Origin of the sequence: Pseudomonas sp. LAIL14HWK12:I7 (assembly GCF_000483465.1) — a bacterium.
GTDB classification, from domain to species: Bacteria; Pseudomonadota; Gammaproteobacteria; order Pseudomonadales; family Pseudomonadaceae; genus Aquipseudomonas; species Aquipseudomonas kermanshahensis.
In genome coordinates this window covers 481,353-497,334 of sequence record NZ_KI519605.1, presented here as the reverse complement: position 1 = coordinate 497,334, position 15,982 = coordinate 481,353, and the positions used below count along the sequence as shown (strand labels likewise).

Sequence of the window (15,982 nt, the reverse complement as noted above, 5' to 3'; positions counted from 1 at the left end):
GATTCAACACAATGGCACTGGCAATTTTCGATCTGGACGAAACCCTGATTCACGGCGACTGCGCGTCACTGTGGAGCGAGCAGATGGCCCGGTTGGGCTGGGTCGACGGCAAGGACTTCCTGCGTCGCGACCATGAATTGATGGAGGCCTATGGCAAGGGCCACCTGGCGATGGAGGACTACATGGCCTTCAGCCTGGAGCCGATTGCCGGGCGCACCCTGGAAGAGGTCGAGCACCTGGTGGAGCCGTGGGTGGAGGACGTTATCGAGCCGATCATTTTCGGCGACGCTTGCCGCTGCATCGCTGAGCATCGCAAGCGTGGCGACCGTATTCTGATCATTTCCGCTTCGGGTACGCACTTGGTCGGGCCGATTGCGGCGCGGTTGGGCGTGGACGAGTACCTGGCGATCGAGCTGGAGGCGGTGAATGGGGTGTACACCGGCAAGACCCATGGGGTGCTGACCTACCGTGAAGGCAAGATCACCCGGTTGCTGGAGTGGCTGGATCAGGAGCAGGAGAACCTGGAAGGGGCGAGTTTCTATTCCGATTCGCGGAACGATCTGCCGTTGTTGTTGAAGGTGGACCATCCGTTTGTGGTGAACCCAGATGCGGTGTTGCGCGAGCATGCCGAGGTCAATGGGTGGCCGATCTTGAGCTGGAGCTGATATTGGCGCTGAACCTACTGGCCTCTTCGCGGGCAAGCCCGCTCCCACAGGAATATCACAGGCTCAGGATCAGTGATTTACCTGTGGGAGCGGGCTTGCCCCGCGAAGAGGCCGAGCCTGCTTACACCAGGCTCGGATCGATCACCATCACCAGCTTGCCCGACACTTGGTTAGTCTCAAGCTCGGCATACGCCGCCTGGGCAAATTCCACCGGGTAGGTATCCACCAACTGCGCCGACAAGCGCCCTTCGGTGAACAGCGGCCACACCTGCTGCAGCAACTCACGCAGCAACTCGGCCTTGAAGCCGTCGTCACGGTTGCGCAGCGTTGAGCCGGTGATTTCCAGGCGCTTACCCAGCACCTGTGCCAGGTCCAGCTCGAACTTGCGTCCGCCCATCAGGCCGATGATTACCCAACGCCCGTCACGCGCCAGCAGCTTGAGGTTGAGTTCCCCATAGCTGGCACCCACCGGGTCAAGAATCACGTCGAAGGGCCCAACGCCTTCCAGCGCATCAAGGTTCTCGTTACGTACCACGCCACCGGCAGCACCCAGCGCTTCGCAGTAGGCCAGGCGATCCTGCGAGCCAACACTCACATACACCGGGTTGCCAAACGCCTTGCACAACTGGATCGCCGCCGAACCCACGCCGCTGGCCCCTGCGTGTACCAGCACTTTCTCGCCGGCTTTGACGGCGCCCAACTGGAAGATGTTCAACCACGCCGTGGCGTACACCTCAGGCAGCGCCGCCGCTTCGTGCAGGCTCAGGCCTTCAGGCACCGGCAGCACATGGCGGGCATCGACCACCACTTCTTCCGCCATCGCACCGCTGGCAAGCAACGCACACACCCGCTCGCCCACACGCCAATCGGCGCCCGGCCCAACTTCTTCGATAATGCCGGCGCACTCCAGGCCCATATAAGGGCTGGCGCCAGGCGGTGGCGGGTACAGCCCCTTCATTTGCAACAGGTCGGCGCGGTTCAGCCCCGCAGCAGCCACGCGAATGCGTACTTGGCCCGCGTCAAGGGCCGGGCGCTCGGCCTCGACCCACTCCACATGTCCGTCTTCGCCTTGCAATGCCTTCACAGTGCCTCCATAGTTGAATCATGACTGAGCCTGGGGAACCCTCGCCCCGGGCTTTTTGCAGTATTTGTCCGGCTCCATGGAACCGGCAACGGAAAAGACGGCCTACTATGCGTGATCAATTGCCTCCACGTCGAATCAGCATGAAGCATTTCCTCCCAAGCACCGCCCTGGCCCTGATGATTGGCCTCGGCAGCCTTACGCTCGGCGGCAATGCGGCGGCCGCCAACAAGTGGGACAGCCTGCAGCCGGACCGCGACGAAATCGTCGCCAGCCTTAATGTGGTGGAACTGCTCAAGCGCCACCACTACAGCAAGCCACCGCTCGATGACGCCCGCTCGGTGATCATCTACGACAGCTACATCAAGCTGCTGGACCCTGCGCGCAGCTACTTCACCGCGGCCGACATCGCCGAGTTCGACAAGTGGAAGACGCAGTTCGACGACTTCCTCAAAAGCGGCAACCTCGACCCGGGCTTCACCATCTACAAACGCTACCTTGACCGCGTCAAGCAGCGCCTGGACTTTGCCCTGGCCGAGCTGAACAAAGGCGTCGACAAGATCGACTTCACCACCAAGGAAACCTTGCTGATCGACCGCAAGGACGCCCCGTGGATGAAAAACCAGGCCGAGCTCGACGACCTGTGGCGCAAGCGTGTCAAAGACGAAGTGCTGCGCCAGAAGATCGCTGGCAAAGAGCCCAAGCAGATCCAGGAAACCCTGACCAAGCGCTACAAGAACCAGCTGGCACGCCTGGACCAGACCCGTGCCGAGGATATCTTCCAGGCCTACATCAATACCTTCGCCCAGTCCTACGACCCGCACACCAACTACCTGTCGCCGGACAACGCAGAAAACTTCGACATCAACATGAGCTTGTCGCTCGAAGGCATCGGCGCAGTACTGCAAAGCGACAACGACCAGGTCAAGATCGTCCGCCTGGTGCCGGCAGGCCCTGCCGCCAAGACCAAGCAGGTCGCCCCGGCCGACAAGATCATCGGCGTGGCCCAGGGCAACAAGGAAATGGTCGACGTGGTCGGCTGGCGCCTGGACGAAGTGGTCAAGCTGATCCGTGGCCCGAAAGGCTCGGTGGTGCGCCTGGAGGTCATCCCGGCCAGCAATGCCCCGAGCGACCAGACCAGCAAGATCGTTTCGATCACCCGCGAAGCCGTCAAGCTTGAAGAGCAGGCGGCGAAAAAGTCGGTGCTCAAGCTCAAGCAGGACGGCCGTGACTACAAGCTGGGCATCATCGAGATCCCGGCCTTCTACCTGGACTTCAAGGCCTACCGTGCCGGTGATCCGGAGTACAAGAGCACCACGCGCGACGTGAAGAAGCTGCTCACCGAACTGCAAAAAGAGAAAGTCGATGGCGTAGTCATCGACCTGCGCAACAACGGCGGCGGTTCGCTGCAGGAAGCCACTGAGCTGACCAGCCTGTTCATCGACAAGGGCCCGACGGTGCTGGTGCGCAATAGCGACGGCCGTGTCGACGTGCTCGAGGACGAAAACCCGGGCGCCTTCTACAAAGGCCCGCTGGCACTGCTGGTCAACCGCCTGTCGGCCTCGGCCTCGGAGATCTTCGCCGGTGCCATGCAGGACTACCACCGCGCACTGATCGTCGGTGGCCAGACCTTCGGCAAAGGCACTGTGCAGACCATCCAGCCGCTCAATCATGGTGAGCTGAAACTGACCTTGGCCAAGTTCTACCGGGTGTCTGGGCAGAGCACCCAGCACCAGGGCGTGCTGCCGGACATCGACTACCCATCGATCATCGACACCAAGGAAATCGGCGAGAGCGCCCTGCCCGAGGCGATGCCGTGGGACACCATCCGCCCGGTGGTCAAGCCAGCGGCCGACCCGTTCAAGCCGTACCTGACCCAGCTCAAGGCACAGCATGAAGCGCGCAGCGCCAAGGATGCCGAGTTCACCTACATCCGCGACCGCCTGGCCCTGGCCCAGAAGCTGATGAACGAGAAGACCGTCAGCCTCAACGAGCAAGAACGCCGTGCCCGCCACGATGAGATCGAGGGCAAGCAGTTGGCCCTGGAAAACATCCGCCGCAAGGCCAAAGGCGAAGAGCCGCTCAAAGAGCTGAAGAAGGAAGATGAAGACGCATTGCCGGCTGAAGATGAAAACACCAAGCCGGAAGATGATGCCTACCTGTCCGAGACAGGGCGCATTCTGCTCGACTACCTGAGCGCAAGCTCGCAGGTGGCCAAGCACTGAGGTTAGGCATGCGTTAACCAAAAGGGCCGGGTGTGAAAGCACCCGGCCCTTTTCTTTGTATGTGAGCAGCCTTGTGCTGCGAAGAGGCCAGTGAAAACACCGCAGATCTTTGGTGTTTTCACTGGCCTCTTCGCAGCACAAGGCTGCTCCTACAACGTCCTGCGCTCGGCTGAATCAGGCTTCTTCGGGGTAACGGTACTCGAACACCCGAACCACTTCCGAGGCATGCCAGGACGCCGCTTCCATGCCATCGACCGGCCCGGCAAAACGCCCGAGCCGCTCTACACACTCGAAAAAACCGGTGCGCGGCAGGCGGCTGGCACCCTGGCTGATCACCAGCGAACTGCGCAAAGGCTGCTCGGCGCGGGCGTCGAGCACCGCCAGGTACTCCAGCGCGGCGGTCAGCGTCTGCATGGCCGGGCTGGGCAATTGCAAGCGCTCGATAAGCGCACGGTACGTCAGCAGATGACGTTGACGACGGGCCAGGTCAAGCTCGTCCAGCAGGCTCTGCCAGTGCTGGCGGCTGATCCTGACCTGGCTCATGAGTGTTCGCTCCAACCCGCCACACCCAGGTGCCAGGCCAGGGCGCGGCGGATGGCAGCGTCCGGCTGTCGCTCGCCTGACTCGATCATGGCCAGGTACGCGGGGCTCACACCCACATTGCGCGCCAAAAGCTCAGGGGCGATGCCCTTCGCCTCACGAATCTGTGCCACCTCGCTGAACGCCGGTAAAGGTGCAGCACTGGCAGCATCGCTTTGCACTTCACTGACACCCGCCTCGACGGGCGGCTGCCCCGCTGCCTTCAGCAGTGCCTGGTATTGCTCCCAGGGAACGACGGCGTACTCGGGCTGACCGTCCCGGCTAATAACCTGAATACCCATTACAACCCCCTTACTTAGGATTACGGCATGTAATCCGTAGGCATAATCCTTATGCCAATTATATTACCAAGTACGGGAGTCTGTGCAGCTCAGGCTGATTTCACTGCGTATTGCGTTCCAGGCGCAGGGCTTCGGGGGTATCCGGCAAGCGTTCCACCACGCGCAAGCGCTCTGGGGCCTGGCTGTCGCGCCAGGCTTTGAAACGTGCCAGCTCATCGGCCACGGTCTTCAACACCCAACCCAGCACGGCGATGTCGTCAAGAAAGCCCACGCCCAGCAGCCAGTCGGGGATGGCGTCGATAGGGCTGACGAAGTACAACAGGCCGGCAACGATGGTCACCAGCGCTTTGGGGCTGATGGCGCGGTACTCGCCGCGCCACCAGGCCAGGCACAGCGACTGCAGCAGCTTTACATCCTCGCGCAGCTGGCCGATCCGCGGGCCTTTGCGGGCCACGGCGAACAGCAAGGCCGGCAACCGCCCGCGGCTGAGCAGGCGCTCGGCCAACGGCAGAAAACGGGCGAAATTCCAGGGTGCGCTCATGGAGCCTCCGAGAGGGACAGGTTATCCACATTTATTGTGGATAACCTTGTGAACAGGGCGAAGTTTCTGACGTCAGGTGCCCACTAGGCAAGGGTCCCGGTCAGATCGGGCGTTTTTTACACAGTCGTTTCAGATTCGCAAACGATTTGCGTCAGAAGCATCCTACTTCATCACGCTGCTATTGCTCGGACAGTATCAGCCGCCAGAGGTTCTTCTCAGCCGATTGCCCCAAACGAAAACGCCCCGTCAAGACGGGGCGTTTTACGCAAACCAGCCAGTGTTACTTGGCAGGCTCTTCTGCTGGCGCTTCTGGCTCGGCACCCTGCAGCTGGGCCGGGTCTTTGATGGCGATCAGCTCAAGGTCGAACACCAGTACCGAGTTGGCAGGGATCAGCGGGCTCGGGCTCTGGGCACCGTAGGCCAGTTCGGCCGGGATGAACAGCTTGTACTTCTCGCCGACGTGCATCAGTTGCAGGCCTTCGACCCAACCTGGGATCACGCCGCTGACAGGCAGGTCGATCGGGCTGCCGCGCTCGACGGAGCTGTCGAACACCTTGCCATCGGTCAGCTTGCCTTCGTAGTGAACAGTCACTACGTCGGTCGGCTTAGGCTGCGGGCCGTCGGCCTTCTTGATCACTTCGTATTGCAGGCCCGAAGCGGTGGTGACAACACCCGGCTTCTTGGCGTTTTCTTCGAGGAACTTCTTGCCGGCGGAGGCGGCTTCTTCGCTGGCCTTGGCCAGACGCTCTTCGGCGCGCTTCTGCAGCGAGGTGAAGGCTTCTACCAGCTCTTCGTCCTTGATGCGCTGCTCTTTCTTGCTGACGGCGTCTTCGATGCCGAGGGCGACCGCTTTCGAATCAAGGTCTTCCATGCCTTCCTGAGCCAGGCTCTTGCCCATGTTCAGGCCGATACCGTAGGAGGCTTTCTGTGCCGGAGTCTTCAGCTCGGGGCTGCTGGCCTGTTGGTCGCAGCCAGCCAATACCAGGCCTACCAGGGCAACCGCAGCCGCCAAACGATGCTGTTTCATGCTATTTCCTTGTTCATGCGCCATAAGGGCAATCAGGGTAAAGCCGCGAGCTTAGCAGGCGGCCATGACCAATGGCTACCGGCATAGGAGCGGGTTTTGCTAAGGAAGTTCAGTACTTAAAGGGTTATTCATCTGACGCATTAGAGCCACTGGCCAGTATTGACCCTTTATGCCGAATTCGCCTGGGTTTACGCGCCAAAAATTTCACTTCGTTCTGAGTTGTCAGGGGTATTGCCCCTCTCGGTACTGCCCCGCCACCTCACGCAGCACCTCGCACACCCACTGCCCTGGCACGCTCTGCTCCAGCGCCGCGTTGCGGCACAGGCCCACCGACCCGCCCGGCTCGCGCACGCCCAAGTCGAGCTCGACCAGTTCACCACGGCCCAGGTCGATCAGCACAGCATCCCGTGGCGCCACCCACACCGCATCACTGCCCAGCAGGTAGCGGCGGCTCAGGGCCAGCGACAGGGTTTCCAGGCGTTGCGCGGGCATCTGGATACCGCATTGGACGAACAGGCTATCGGCGTGCTGGCGAATGGTGGTGCCAGGGGGCGGCAACACCAAGGGGTAACGCCCCACCTGTGACCGCTCGACAGGCGTGTTGGCTAGCAACGGGTGCCCCGGCCGCACCACCAGGCTCATCGATTCGCTGTACAGGTGCTCGAACGACAGGCCCTGAATTTGGGGGCTGTCGGTCATGCGCCCCACCACCAGCTCCAGCTCACCCAGGCGTAGCTGGCCCAGCAACTGCGCGCTGGCACCGGTCACCACGCTGATCAGCAACGCCTCATGGCGTTGATGCAGGCGGCACAGCACCTCGGGCATCAACAAGCCCTCGACCGTGGACAGCACGCCAATGCGCACCTGCGACGGTGCCCGCGCCTCGCCGCGCAGGCTGCTGACGCCATCGCGCAGCGCCTGCACGCTGGGCCCGGCATACCGCATGAAGCGGGTGCCGGCCGGGGTCAGCTCGACGCCCTGCCGGCTGCGTTCGAACAGGCGTGTTTCCAGCAGCGCTTCGAGTTCCTTGAGCGTCTTGGAAATCGCGGGCTGGCTGATGGCGAGGATGTCTGCGGCCCTGGCCAGGCTGCCCTGCCGGGCAATCTCCAGGAAGCACAGCAGGTGGCGGTACTTGATGCGGGTGTCGAGGTTCATGGCCTCAAGCTTACCGCATGGCTACCTGCGGTGTATCCGGGTCGCGCTGCTGGCGGCGGAACTGCCCCGGCGGCAAGCCATGGATCTGCCGAAAACGCCGCGAAAAGTACGCTTCATCAGCAAAGCCGCACAGCCGAGCCACCTCACCGACCGGGCGGCTGCCGTTAAGCAGGTAATTGCGCGCGGCGTGCATGCGCCGCTCCAGCACCAATTCGCTGAAGGTCTTGCCGATTTCCTTGCGCAGCCAATGGGTCAGGTAGGTGGGCGACAGGTACGTGGCGGCGGCGACCTTCTGCAGGTTGAGGTCGGGGTCGTCGATGTGCCTGCGCAGGTACTCGCTCATGCGCCCCAACGCGGCGCGCCGGCTGAGTTGCGCGGCATTGCTCTCGGCCAGCTCGCGCAGGGGGTCGGCGTACAAGCCGCACACCTGGCCGATCAGTTGCAGCAACAGGCCCTTGAGGATTTCACGGCTGCCGAAGCGGCGGTTGGCATCGAGTTCACGCATCTGCCCGAGAATACGCCGCACCTCGCTGAAATCGGCCTCGGCGAGGTGGAAATCCAGGTGTTCCTGGAAGCGGAACGGTGACAGTTCAGGGGCCTGCAGTATCGACACTTCTTCCAAGTCCATGGGGTCGCAAGGCAGGTGCGGCAGCAGGAATGTCTGGGAAAAGTTGATGACCACGAAATCGCTGTCGTCCGGGTGCGGGATGACATGCACCCGGTGCGGCAGGATGAAGGCCAGGGTGTTGCGTTTGAACGGGCGCTGCACGCTGCCGATGTGCTGCACCGTATCGCCGCCGAAATTGACCTGGATCTGAAAATACTCGTGTCGGTGTGGCGCGGTTTCGGCCGGTCGGCCGCGCTGGTCGCGGATGTAGAAATCCATCAGCTCGCTGCGCTGTTGCATGACGTAGGTCGGGACTTCGCGCTTGGGGGGCATGGGGGTCTCCGTTCTGGGGGCTTGGCGCTGACGTTGCCTGCCATGCGGGAATTCTGAACGGCAAGCGGCTTGCCTGGCAATGAGTTGTACGACGTCGAAACTCATAATTTTGAAGCCCACTGCAAAAAACGTATCCGGCAGAAATTGACGCAGCCCTTTAAAACCGCCATCCAAAGCAAAAAAAGCAGACAAAACCCCGCCCGCTGAGTTTTTTGGACAGCGCAGCCCTACCCCGTTCCAAGTGAAAAAAACGGTCTAAAACCGCCGTTGATTTTCCGATGTTGTACGACCACCTTAAAAAAGGGACTGCAGCCCAACCTCTACCAACAACAACAAACGAGGTCGACTCATGTCGAGCACGCCTACTTCCCGCACTGCGGCGCCTGCGTTCGCAGTGGACGCGGTCGCATCGCAACGCCTACCCACCCGCCGTCGCTGGTTCATGCTCTCGCTGCTGCTGCTGGCGACCATCATCAACTACGTCGACCGGGTCAACATCTCCATCGCGGCGCCCTTCATGGCCAAGGACCTGGGCCTGGACAAAGTCGAGATGGGCTTGATCTTCTCCGCTTTCGCCTGGACCTACGCCCTGGCGTTGGTGCCAGCCGGCTTCATTGCCGACCGCTTCGGCTCGCGCCTGACCTACGGCGTCTCGCTGATCAGTTGGTCGGCTGTCACTGTCGCCCAGGGCCTGGCCAGCGGCTTCACCTCGCTGTTCGGCCTGCGCCTGGCCGTGGGTGCCATGGAGGCACCGGCCTTCCCCGCCAACAGCCGCGCTGTCACCGTGTGGTTCCCTGCCCGCGAACGGGGCATGGCCAGCAGCATCTACGTGTGCGGCCAGTACCTGGGCACAGCCTTGTTCACTGGGGCATTGCTGTGGCTGGCGACCACCTATGACTGGCGCCATGTGTTCTACAGCACCGGCCTGATTGGTATCGTCTTTGGCGTGGTGTGGTTGTTCCTGTACCGCGACCCGCTCAACTGCAAGAAGGTCAGCAAGGAAGAACTGGCCTACATCGAGGACGGCGGCGGGCTGGTCAGAAGCAGCCAGGAGCGCACCCGTTTCGACTGGCGCCAGGTCGCCGAACTGTTCCGCTACCGCCAGGTGTGGGCCATCTGCCTGGGCAAGTTCGCCAGCACCTCAGCGCTGTACTTCTTCCTCACCTGGTTCCCCACCTACCTGATCGAAGAGCGCCAGCTGACGCTGATCAAAGTCGGCATCTTCGCGGTGATGCCGTTCATTGGCGCCACGGTCGGCATCTTGCTGGCGGGGATCGTTTCCGACCTGCTGATCCGCCGGGGCTACTCGCTGTCCTTTGCACGCAAGCTGCCGCTGGTGGTCGGGTCGATGCTGGGCATGTCGATCGTGCTGGTCAACTTCACCGACTCCAACGTGCTGTGTATCGCCGTGCTGACGCTGGCGTTCTTTGCCCAGGGCATCGCCTCGTCGTCGTGGGCAGCGGTTTCGGAAGTGGCACCCAAGCAACTGATCGGGCTGACCGGCGGGGTCACCAGCCTGGCCGCGAACATCGGCGGCATCGTCACCCCGATCGTGATTGGCGCGATCGTGCAGGCCAGTGGCTCCTTCGCCTTGGCGTTCTGGTTTATCGGCGGGGTGGCGTTGATGGGCACCCTGTCCTACTCGCTGTTGCTCGGCAAGCTGTACCGGATCGAGCTCAAGACCGCGGCATAAGCAGGCGCGGTGAGTGCCGGAAGCACCACCGCAGATCCCCCGTTTTTATCCAAACCGTCCCTTTTATCGTCCAACTTTGCCCGCCAGCCGCTGGCTAGGCTGGCCACTCCAGCACAGAGGATTGACCCATGACTTACCTGTTCGACCCGCCAGCCATCGTCAGCCTGCCCATCCAAGGCAGCGACGCGCGCTTCCCGGTTGGCCGCGTGTTCTGCCTGGGCCGCAACTACCCCTGGCCGCAGGCCACCGACCCAGCGCCCCGTGAGCCGGTCTTTTTCATGAAGCCGGCCAGCAACGTGGTCGAGGCACAGGGCGAACTGCCCTTCCCGCCGCAGACCGAAGAGTTTTGCCATGAAATCGAGTGGGTGGTGGCGATCAGCAAAGGCGGTGCCGACATCAGCCCAGAAAACGCTCTGGAGCACGTCTATGGCTTTGCCGCTGGCCTGGACCTGACCCTGCGCGATCGCCAGCGCCAGGCCAAAAGCGAAGGGCTGCCCTGGGAGGGCGCCAAGGTATTCGAAGCCTCAGCCCCGATGACTGCCCTGGTGCCGGCCAGCGAACTGGGCTGGCCACTGGACGCTGCGCTGTGGCTGAAGGTCAACGGCGAGGAGCGCCAGCGCGCCCGGCTGAGCCAGCAGACCTGGCCATTGGCCGAGGTCATCAGCCGCCTGTCCCGGCAACTGCCGCTGCGCCCCGGTGACCTGATCATGACCGGCAGCCCGCCTGGCGTGGCCCCGCTCAACCCTGGCGATGTGATCCATGCCGGCATCGACGGCATCGGCGAGTTGCAACTGCGCGTTGGCCCTCGTCCTGCACGCCACACCGCCCACGCCGCCTGAATTTCTGGAGCAAACAGATGAGCCAAACACACAACAAGAAAATCGCCTTGGTCACCGGTGCCGGCAGCGGCATTGGCCGCGCCGTCGCCTTGGGGCTGCTGGCTGATGGCTTCAGCCTGGTCCTCGCCGGTCGGCGTGCCGAACCTTTGCAGGCGTTGGCAGAACAGGCCAGTGCAGCCGGTGGCGAGGCCCTCGCGGTGCCCACCGATGTGCGCGATGAACAGAGCGTCGCCCAGCTGTTCGCCACCATCGAGGAGGTGCATGGCCGCCTCGACCTGATCTTCAATAATGCCGGGGTCAATGCGCCTGCCGTGCCCATCGACGAACTGCCGCTGGAGAACTGGCGCAATGTCATCGCCACCAATGTCGACGGCGTGTTCCTCTGCGCCCGTGCGGCCTTTGGCCTGATGCGCAGGCAGCAGCCGCAGGGCGGGCGAATCGTCAACAACGGTTCGATTTCGGCGCATACCCCACGCCCCTTCACTGCGCCCTACACCGCCAGCAAGCACGCGGTGCTGGGCCTGACCAAAGCCCTGGCCCTGGACGGCCGCCCCTACAACATCGTGTGCAGCCAGGTGGACATCGGCAACGCCCTGACCGAACTGTCCGAACGCATGACCCGCGGTGTGCGCCAGGCCAATGGCGAGATTGCCGCCGAGCCTATGCTCGACGTGCGCCATGTGGCGGATGCCGTGCGCTACATCGCCGCCCTGCCGTTGGACGCCAACGTGCTCAACATGACCGTGATGGCCAGCAACATGCCCTTCGTCGGCCGTGGCTGACACCTTGCCTTTTAAGGAGTGACCGATGAAACCTGAAGTCCTGCAACTGAGCCCGATCCTCATCCCAGAAGTCCGCGAGCGCCTGGAAGCGCTGTTCACCGTGCACCGGTACTACGAGCAAGCCGACAAGGACGCCTATGTCAGCGCGCATGGCAACAGCATCCGCGCCGTGGTCACCGGCGGCCATACCGGTATCAGCCAAGCGCTGATGGCGCGCCTGCCCAAGCTGGAAGTGATCGCGGTGAATGGCGTCGGCACCGATGCCATCGATCTGGCCTATGCGCGTGATCGGGGTATCCAGGTGACTGCAACCCTCGGCGCGCTGACCGAGGATGTCGCCGACCTCGCGATCGGCTTGCTGATTGGCGTGTGCCGAGGGCTGTGCAGCGGTGACCGGTTCGTCCGCGCCGGCCACTGGGCCACCAGCGCCACACCGCTGGCGCCATTGCCGTTGGCGCGGCAGGTGTCGGGCATGCGTGTGGGTATCGTCGGCATGGGCCGCGTCGGCCGCGCGGTGGCCCAGCGGGCGGCGGCGTTTGGCTGCCCGATTCGCTACACCGACCTGCAGCCACAGGACGTGCCTTATGGCTTCGAGTCGAACTTGCAGCAATTGGCCAAAGACAGCGATGCGCTGATTCTGGCGGCGGCCGCCGACCAGGGCGAGGCGTTGGTGGGGCGCAAGGTGCTGCAGGCGCTTGGCCCAGACGGCTACCTGATCAATATCGCCCGTGGCAAGTTGGTGGACGAGCCTGCGTTGATCGCGGCACTTGAAGCGGGTGAGATCGCCGGGGCGGCGCTGGATGTGTTTGCCGATGAACCTCGGGTGCCCGAGGCGTTGTTCGAGCGCGAGGATGTGGTGCTGCAGCCGCACCGAGCCAGCGCCACCGTGCAGACCCGCACGCGCATGGGCGAAATGGTGGTGGCAAGCCTGGTGGATGTGTTTGCCGGGCGTACGCCACAGGGGTTGGTTATCTAAGCGGCCTGTACCGGCCCCTTCGCGGTCCGACTTGCCCGCGAAAGGGCCGGTACAGTTGCACGATGCAGATCAGGCCACCGCCACTTCCACAGCCTCCCCGTTCAGCCGCACCGGCCACACCCGCAGCCGCTGCCCGGCATCTTCCAGGCATTCCCCGCTGTGCAGGCTGAAATGCTGTTTGTACAGCGGCGCCGCCACCACCAACTCACCCTGCAAGCTACCCACCAACCCGCGGCCAATGATGTTGGCACCCGAGCGCGGGTCGCGGTTGTCCAGCGCATACAGTGGCTGTTCCTGATCCGGCAAGTAGAACAGCGCCACCTGGGCCCCCTCGTGCCACACCACCACGCCGGAATCGGCTACCAGGTCGCGCGCTTGGCAGACTGTCTGCCAGTTCGTCTTGTGGGCTACAGCAGTATTGGTCAGGTTCATCAGACAGCCTCCTCGGCAGTGGGGATCAGGTGCAGCGGTGCCGCTGGGCGGCGCTGATCGCGTTCGCGGACGAAGTGCACGTCCGGGTCGGCGCGGTGGTCGTTGACGAAGGTGCGGAAGCGCTTGAGCTTCTCCGGGTCGTTGAGGGCATTGGCCCATTCGCATTCATAGTGGTCGACCACATGCTGCATCTGCGCCTCAAGCTCGGCGGCCAGGCCCAGGCTGTCGTCGAGGATCACCTGCTTGAGGTAGTCCAGCCCGCCCTCAAGGCTTTCGCGCCAGACCGAGGTGCGCTGCAGTTTGTCGGCAGTGCGGATGTAGAACATCAGCACACGGTCGATCAGGCGCACCAGGGTCTCGTCGTCCAGGTCGGTGGCAAACAGCTCGGCGTGGCGCGGGCGCATGCCGCCGTTGCCGCACACGTACAGGTTCCAGCCCTTGTCGGTGGCGATCACGCCGATGTCCTTGCTCTGCGCCTCGGCGCATTCGCGGGTGCAGCCAGACACCGCAAACTTGAGCTTGTGCGGGCTGCGCAGGCCCTTGTAGCGGTCTTCCAGGCGCAGGGCCATGGCGACGCTATCCTGCACACCGTAACGGCACCAGGTGCTGCCCACGCACGACTTCACCGTGCGGGTCGACTTGCCGTAGGCATGGCCCGTCTCGAAACCGGCTTCGATCAACTCGCCCCAGATCAGCGGCAACTCGTGCAGCTGGGCGCCGAACAGGTCGATGCGTTGGCCACCGGTGATCTTGGTGTAGAGGTCGTACTTTTTTGCCACTTGGCCGATCACGATCAGCTTGTCGGGGGTGATTTCGCCCCCAGGTATGCGCGGCACCACCGAGTAGGTACCGTTTTTCTGCATGTTGGCCATGAAGGTGTCGTTGGTGTCCTGCAGCGGTACCAGCGCCGGGTCCATGATCGGCTGGTTCCAGCACGAGGCGAGGATATTGCCCACCGCCGGCTTGCAGATATCGCAACCGACATGGCCTTTGCCATGGCGCGCGAGCAGGTCATTGAAGGTGCGGATGCCGCCAACCCGCACCAGCCCGTAAAGCTCCTGACGGGTGTAGGCAAAGTGTTCGCACAGGCTTTTGTCGACGGTCACGCCGCGAGCGGTCAGTTCGTGCTCGAACACCTGCTTGAGCAGGGCCGCGCAGCCGCCGCAACCGCTGGCCGCTTTGGTGCAGCCCTTGACCGCAGCGAGGTCGCTGCAGCCGCTGTCGATAGCGGCGCAGACTGCGCCCTTGCTGACGTTGTGGCACGAGCAGATGGTCGCGCTGTCGGGCAGCGCATCGGCGCCCAAGGCCGGCGCGCCGCCTGTTTGCGGCAAAATCAGGGCGGCCGGGTCGGCAGGCAGGGCGATGCCGTTTTGCGCGTACTGCAGCAGAGTGTCGTAGTAGCTGTTGTCACCGACCAGCACCGCGCCGAGCACATGCTTGCCACTGGCATCCACCACCAGCCGGCGATAGGCCGCATTGGCTTCGTCGATGAAGCGGTAGCTGCGTGAGCCCGGCGTAGCGCCATGGGCATCGCCGATCGAGCCGACATCCACGCCCAGCAGCTTGAGCTTGGTCGACATGTCGGCGCCGGTGAACGGCACCGCGTCATCGCCCACCAGCAGCGCCGCCAGGTTGCGCGCCATGCTGTAGCCCGGCGCGACCAAGCCGAACACGCTGCCATTCCATGAAGCGCACTCGCCGATGGCGAAGATGCGGGCGTCATGGGTGCGGCAGTGATTGTCGATCACCACCCCGCCACGGGCGGCAATCTCCAGCCCGCACGCGCGGCCCAGGGCATCCTGCGGGCGGATACCGGCAGAGAACACGATCAGGTCGGTTTCCAGGTGCTCGCCGCCATCGAAGTTCATGCGGTAGCGATACGCCTCACCGGCGCTGATCGACTGGGTGGCGCGGGACAGGTGCACGCCCACGCCCAAGGCCTCGATCTGCGCCTTGAGCGCCGCGCCGCCCTCGCCGTCCAACTGCACCGGCATCAGCCGAGGGGCGAACTCCACCACATGGGCTTCCAGGCCGAGCGACTTCAGCGCATTGGCGGCTTCAAGGCCCAACAAGCCCCCGCCGACCACCACCCCTCGGCGGGCACCCTGGGCGGCGGCGCGGATGGCGTCGAGGTCGTCGAGGGTACGGTAGACCAGGCGGGCATTGCCGCTGGAGCCTTCGATCGGGGGTACGAAGGGGTATGAGCCGGTGGCCAGGATCAACTGGTCGTAGCCATAGCGGCCTTCGGCGGTGACCACTTCGCAGCGCGCGCGGTCGATCTCCAGCACAGGCTCGCCCAAGTGCAGGTGCACGCCTTGGCGGGTATAGAAGCCTTGCTCGCACAGGGCCAGGGTTTCGGCACAGCTGCCGCCGAAGTACTCGGACAGGTGCACACGGTCGTAGGCACGTTGGCGTTCTTCGCCGAACACCCGCACCTCGAACCGCTCCAAGGCGCCCCGCTCGATCAGTTGCTCGACGCAGTGGTGGCCGACCATGCCGTTGCCGACAATGACCAGTTTCTCGCGTTGTCCGCCGTTCGCTGTTGCCTTCATAGCCGATCCTCGATCAAAAAAAAACGCCTGGAGCCGAAGCTCCAGGCGCCTTTGCCTGTACTCATCAGGGTGTGCCCCTGGTTGATCGCCGTTGATCAGTGGGGCGTGTTGTGAAGCTGGTAAAGCAGGGAGTGTGCCAAATACTGCCTTTTGGGCCTCTTCGCAGCACAAGGCTGCTCCTACAGGGAGTGTG

The 15,982-nt window shown here is 63.3% G+C and carries 15 protein-coding genes; 6 read left to right on the top strand and 9 right to left on the bottom strand.

What is annotated here, in order from left to right; all coding sequences use genetic code 11:
• Window positions 1-11 precede the first annotated feature (11 nt).
• Window positions 12-665 (top strand): HAD family phosphatase, encoded by a 654-nt coding sequence (locus D886_RS0121690; RefSeq protein ID WP_027595906.1) that lies wholly within the window; start codon window positions 12-14, stop codon window positions 663-665.
• A 121-nt stretch (window positions 666-786) separates the two neighbouring features.
• On the opposite strand, the gene D886_RS0121685 is transcribed toward D886_RS0121690, so the two are convergent.
• Complete coding sequence (locus tag D886_RS0121685) at window positions 787-1,749, bottom strand: NAD(P)H-quinone oxidoreductase (protein WP_027595905.1); 963 nt, start codon at window positions 1,747-1,749, stop codon at window positions 787-789.
• A 140-nt stretch (window positions 1,750-1,889) separates the two neighbouring features.
• On the opposite strand from D886_RS0121685, the gene D886_RS0121680 reads away from it, so the two are divergent.
• Window positions 1,890-3,971, top strand: a complete 2,082-nt coding sequence (locus tag D886_RS0121680) for a carboxy terminal-processing peptidase (RefSeq protein WP_027595904.1) — start codon at window positions 1,890-1,892, stop codon at window positions 3,969-3,971.
• 174 nt (window positions 3,972-4,145) lie between these two features.
• On the opposite strand, the gene D886_RS0121675 is transcribed toward D886_RS0121680, so the two are convergent.
• From D886_RS0121675 to D886_RS0121650, 6 genes are all read right to left on the bottom strand, one after another.
• On the bottom strand, window positions 4,146-4,514 hold the full coding sequence (locus D886_RS0121675) for a hypothetical protein (RefSeq protein ID WP_027595903.1): 369 nt from the start codon (window positions 4,512-4,514) through the stop codon (window positions 4,146-4,148).
• Window positions 4,511-4,852, bottom strand: coding sequence for a helix-turn-helix transcriptional regulator (locus D886_RS0121670; RefSeq protein WP_027595902.1), 342 nt, complete (start codon window positions 4,850-4,852; stop codon window positions 4,511-4,513). The genes D886_RS0121675 and D886_RS0121670 overlap by 4 nt, the downstream gene beginning before the upstream one ends.
• A 100-nt stretch (window positions 4,853-4,952) precedes the next feature.
• On the bottom strand, window positions 4,953-5,393 hold the full coding sequence (locus tag D886_RS0121665) for a YkvA family protein (protein WP_027595901.1): 441 nt from the start codon (window positions 5,391-5,393) through the stop codon (window positions 4,953-4,955).
• A gap of 280 nt (window positions 5,394-5,673) precedes the next feature.
• Window positions 5,674-6,420: an FKBP-type peptidyl-prolyl cis-trans isomerase gene (locus D886_RS0121660; RefSeq protein ID WP_027595900.1), complete on the bottom strand. Its 747-nt coding sequence runs from the start codon at window positions 6,418-6,420 to the stop codon at window positions 5,674-5,676.
• A 222-nt stretch (window positions 6,421-6,642) separates the two neighbouring features.
• Window positions 6,643-7,575: a pca operon transcription factor PcaQ gene (gene pcaQ / locus D886_RS0121655; protein ID WP_027595899.1), complete on the bottom strand. Its 933-nt coding sequence runs from the start codon at window positions 7,573-7,575 to the stop codon at window positions 6,643-6,645.
• A 10-nt stretch (window positions 7,576-7,585) separates the two neighbouring features.
• Complete coding sequence (locus D886_RS0121650) at window positions 7,586-8,515, bottom strand: AraC family transcriptional regulator (RefSeq protein WP_027595898.1); 930 nt, start codon at window positions 8,513-8,515, stop codon at window positions 7,586-7,588.
• A 349-nt stretch (window positions 8,516-8,864) separates the two neighbouring features.
• Here D886_RS0121650 and D886_RS0121645 point away from each other — a divergent pair, with 349 nt between their 5' ends.
• From D886_RS0121645 to D886_RS0121630, 4 genes are all read left to right on the top strand, one after another.
• Window positions 8,865-10,208 carry an MFS transporter gene (locus D886_RS0121645; RefSeq protein ID WP_027595897.1) on the top strand — a complete coding sequence of 448 codons (1,344 nt, stop codon included), beginning with the start codon at window positions 8,865-8,867 and terminating at the stop codon, window positions 10,206-10,208.
• 128 nt (window positions 10,209-10,336) lie between these two features.
• Window positions 10,337-11,047 (top strand): fumarylacetoacetate hydrolase family protein, encoded by a 711-nt coding sequence (locus D886_RS0121640; protein ID WP_027595896.1) that lies wholly within the window; start codon window positions 10,337-10,339, stop codon window positions 11,045-11,047.
• 17 nt (window positions 11,048-11,064) lie between these two features.
• Complete coding sequence (locus tag D886_RS0121635) at window positions 11,065-11,829, top strand: SDR family oxidoreductase (RefSeq protein WP_027595895.1); 765 nt, start codon at window positions 11,065-11,067, stop codon at window positions 11,827-11,829.
• A gap of 25 nt (window positions 11,830-11,854) precedes the next feature.
• Window positions 11,855-12,805, top strand: a complete 951-nt coding sequence (locus D886_RS0121630) for a 2-hydroxyacid dehydrogenase (protein ID WP_027595894.1) — start codon at window positions 11,855-11,857, stop codon at window positions 12,803-12,805.
• Window positions 12,806-12,874: 69 nt separating this feature from the next.
• Here the strand turns inward: D886_RS0121630 and nirD are convergent, their stop codons facing one another.
• Both nirD and nirB read right to left on the bottom strand, forming a co-directional pair.
• Window positions 12,875-13,237 carry a nitrite reductase small subunit NirD gene (gene nirD / locus D886_RS0121625; protein ID WP_027595893.1) on the bottom strand — a complete coding sequence of 121 codons (363 nt, stop codon included), beginning with the start codon at window positions 13,235-13,237 and terminating at the stop codon, window positions 12,875-12,877.
• On the bottom strand, window positions 13,237-15,789 hold the full coding sequence (nirB, locus tag D886_RS0121620; protein ID WP_027595892.1) for a nitrite reductase large subunit NirB: 2,553 nt from the start codon (window positions 15,787-15,789) through the stop codon (window positions 13,237-13,239). Before nirB ends, nirD begins: the two co-directional genes overlap by 1 nt.
• Between the last annotated feature and the right edge of the window lie 193 nt (window positions 15,790-15,982).

Excerpts from the sequence above, each read along its gene's own strand:
- D886_RS0121690 (WP_027595906.1), top strand. The coding sequence starts at position 12 with ATGGCACTGGCAATTTTCGATCTGGACGAAACCCTGATTCACGGCGAC.
- D886_RS0121680 (WP_027595904.1), top strand. The coding sequence starts at position 1,890 with ATGAAGCATTTCCTCCCAAGCACCGCCCTGGCCCTGATGATTGGCCTC.
- D886_RS0121675 (WP_027595903.1), bottom strand. The coding sequence starts at position 4,514 with ATGAGCCAGGTCAGGATCAGCCGCCAGCACTGGCAGAGCCTGCTGGAC.
- D886_RS0121670 (WP_027595902.1), bottom strand. The coding sequence starts at position 4,852 with ATGGGTATTCAGGTTATTAGCCGGGACGGTCAGCCCGAGTACGCCGTC.
- D886_RS0121665 (WP_027595901.1), bottom strand. The coding sequence starts at position 5,393 with ATGAGCGCACCCTGGAATTTCGCCCGTTTTCTGCCGTTGGCCGAGCGC.
- D886_RS0121660 (WP_027595900.1), bottom strand. The coding sequence starts at position 6,420 with ATGAAACAGCATCGTTTGGCGGCTGCGGTTGCCCTGGTAGGCCTGGTA.
- pcaQ (WP_027595899.1), bottom strand. The coding sequence starts at position 7,575 with ATGAACCTCGACACCCGCATCAAGTACCGCCACCTGCTGTGCTTCCTG.
- D886_RS0121650 (WP_027595898.1), bottom strand. The coding sequence starts at position 8,515 with ATGCCCCCCAAGCGCGAAGTCCCGACCTACGTCATGCAACAGCGCAGC.
- D886_RS0121645 (WP_027595897.1), top strand. The coding sequence starts at position 8,865 with ATGTCGAGCACGCCTACTTCCCGCACTGCGGCGCCTGCGTTCGCAGTG.
- D886_RS0121640 (WP_027595896.1), top strand. The coding sequence starts at position 10,337 with ATGACTTACCTGTTCGACCCGCCAGCCATCGTCAGCCTGCCCATCCAA.
- D886_RS0121635 (WP_027595895.1), top strand. The coding sequence starts at position 11,065 with ATGAGCCAAACACACAACAAGAAAATCGCCTTGGTCACCGGTGCCGGC.
- D886_RS0121630 (WP_027595894.1), top strand. The coding sequence starts at position 11,855 with ATGAAACCTGAAGTCCTGCAACTGAGCCCGATCCTCATCCCAGAAGTC.
- nirD (WP_027595893.1), bottom strand. The coding sequence starts at position 13,237 with ATGAACCTGACCAATACTGCTGTAGCCCACAAGACGAACTGGCAGACA.
- nirB (WP_027595892.1), bottom strand. The coding sequence starts at position 15,789 with ATGAAGGCAACAGCGAACGGCGGACAACGCGAGAAACTGGTCATTGTC.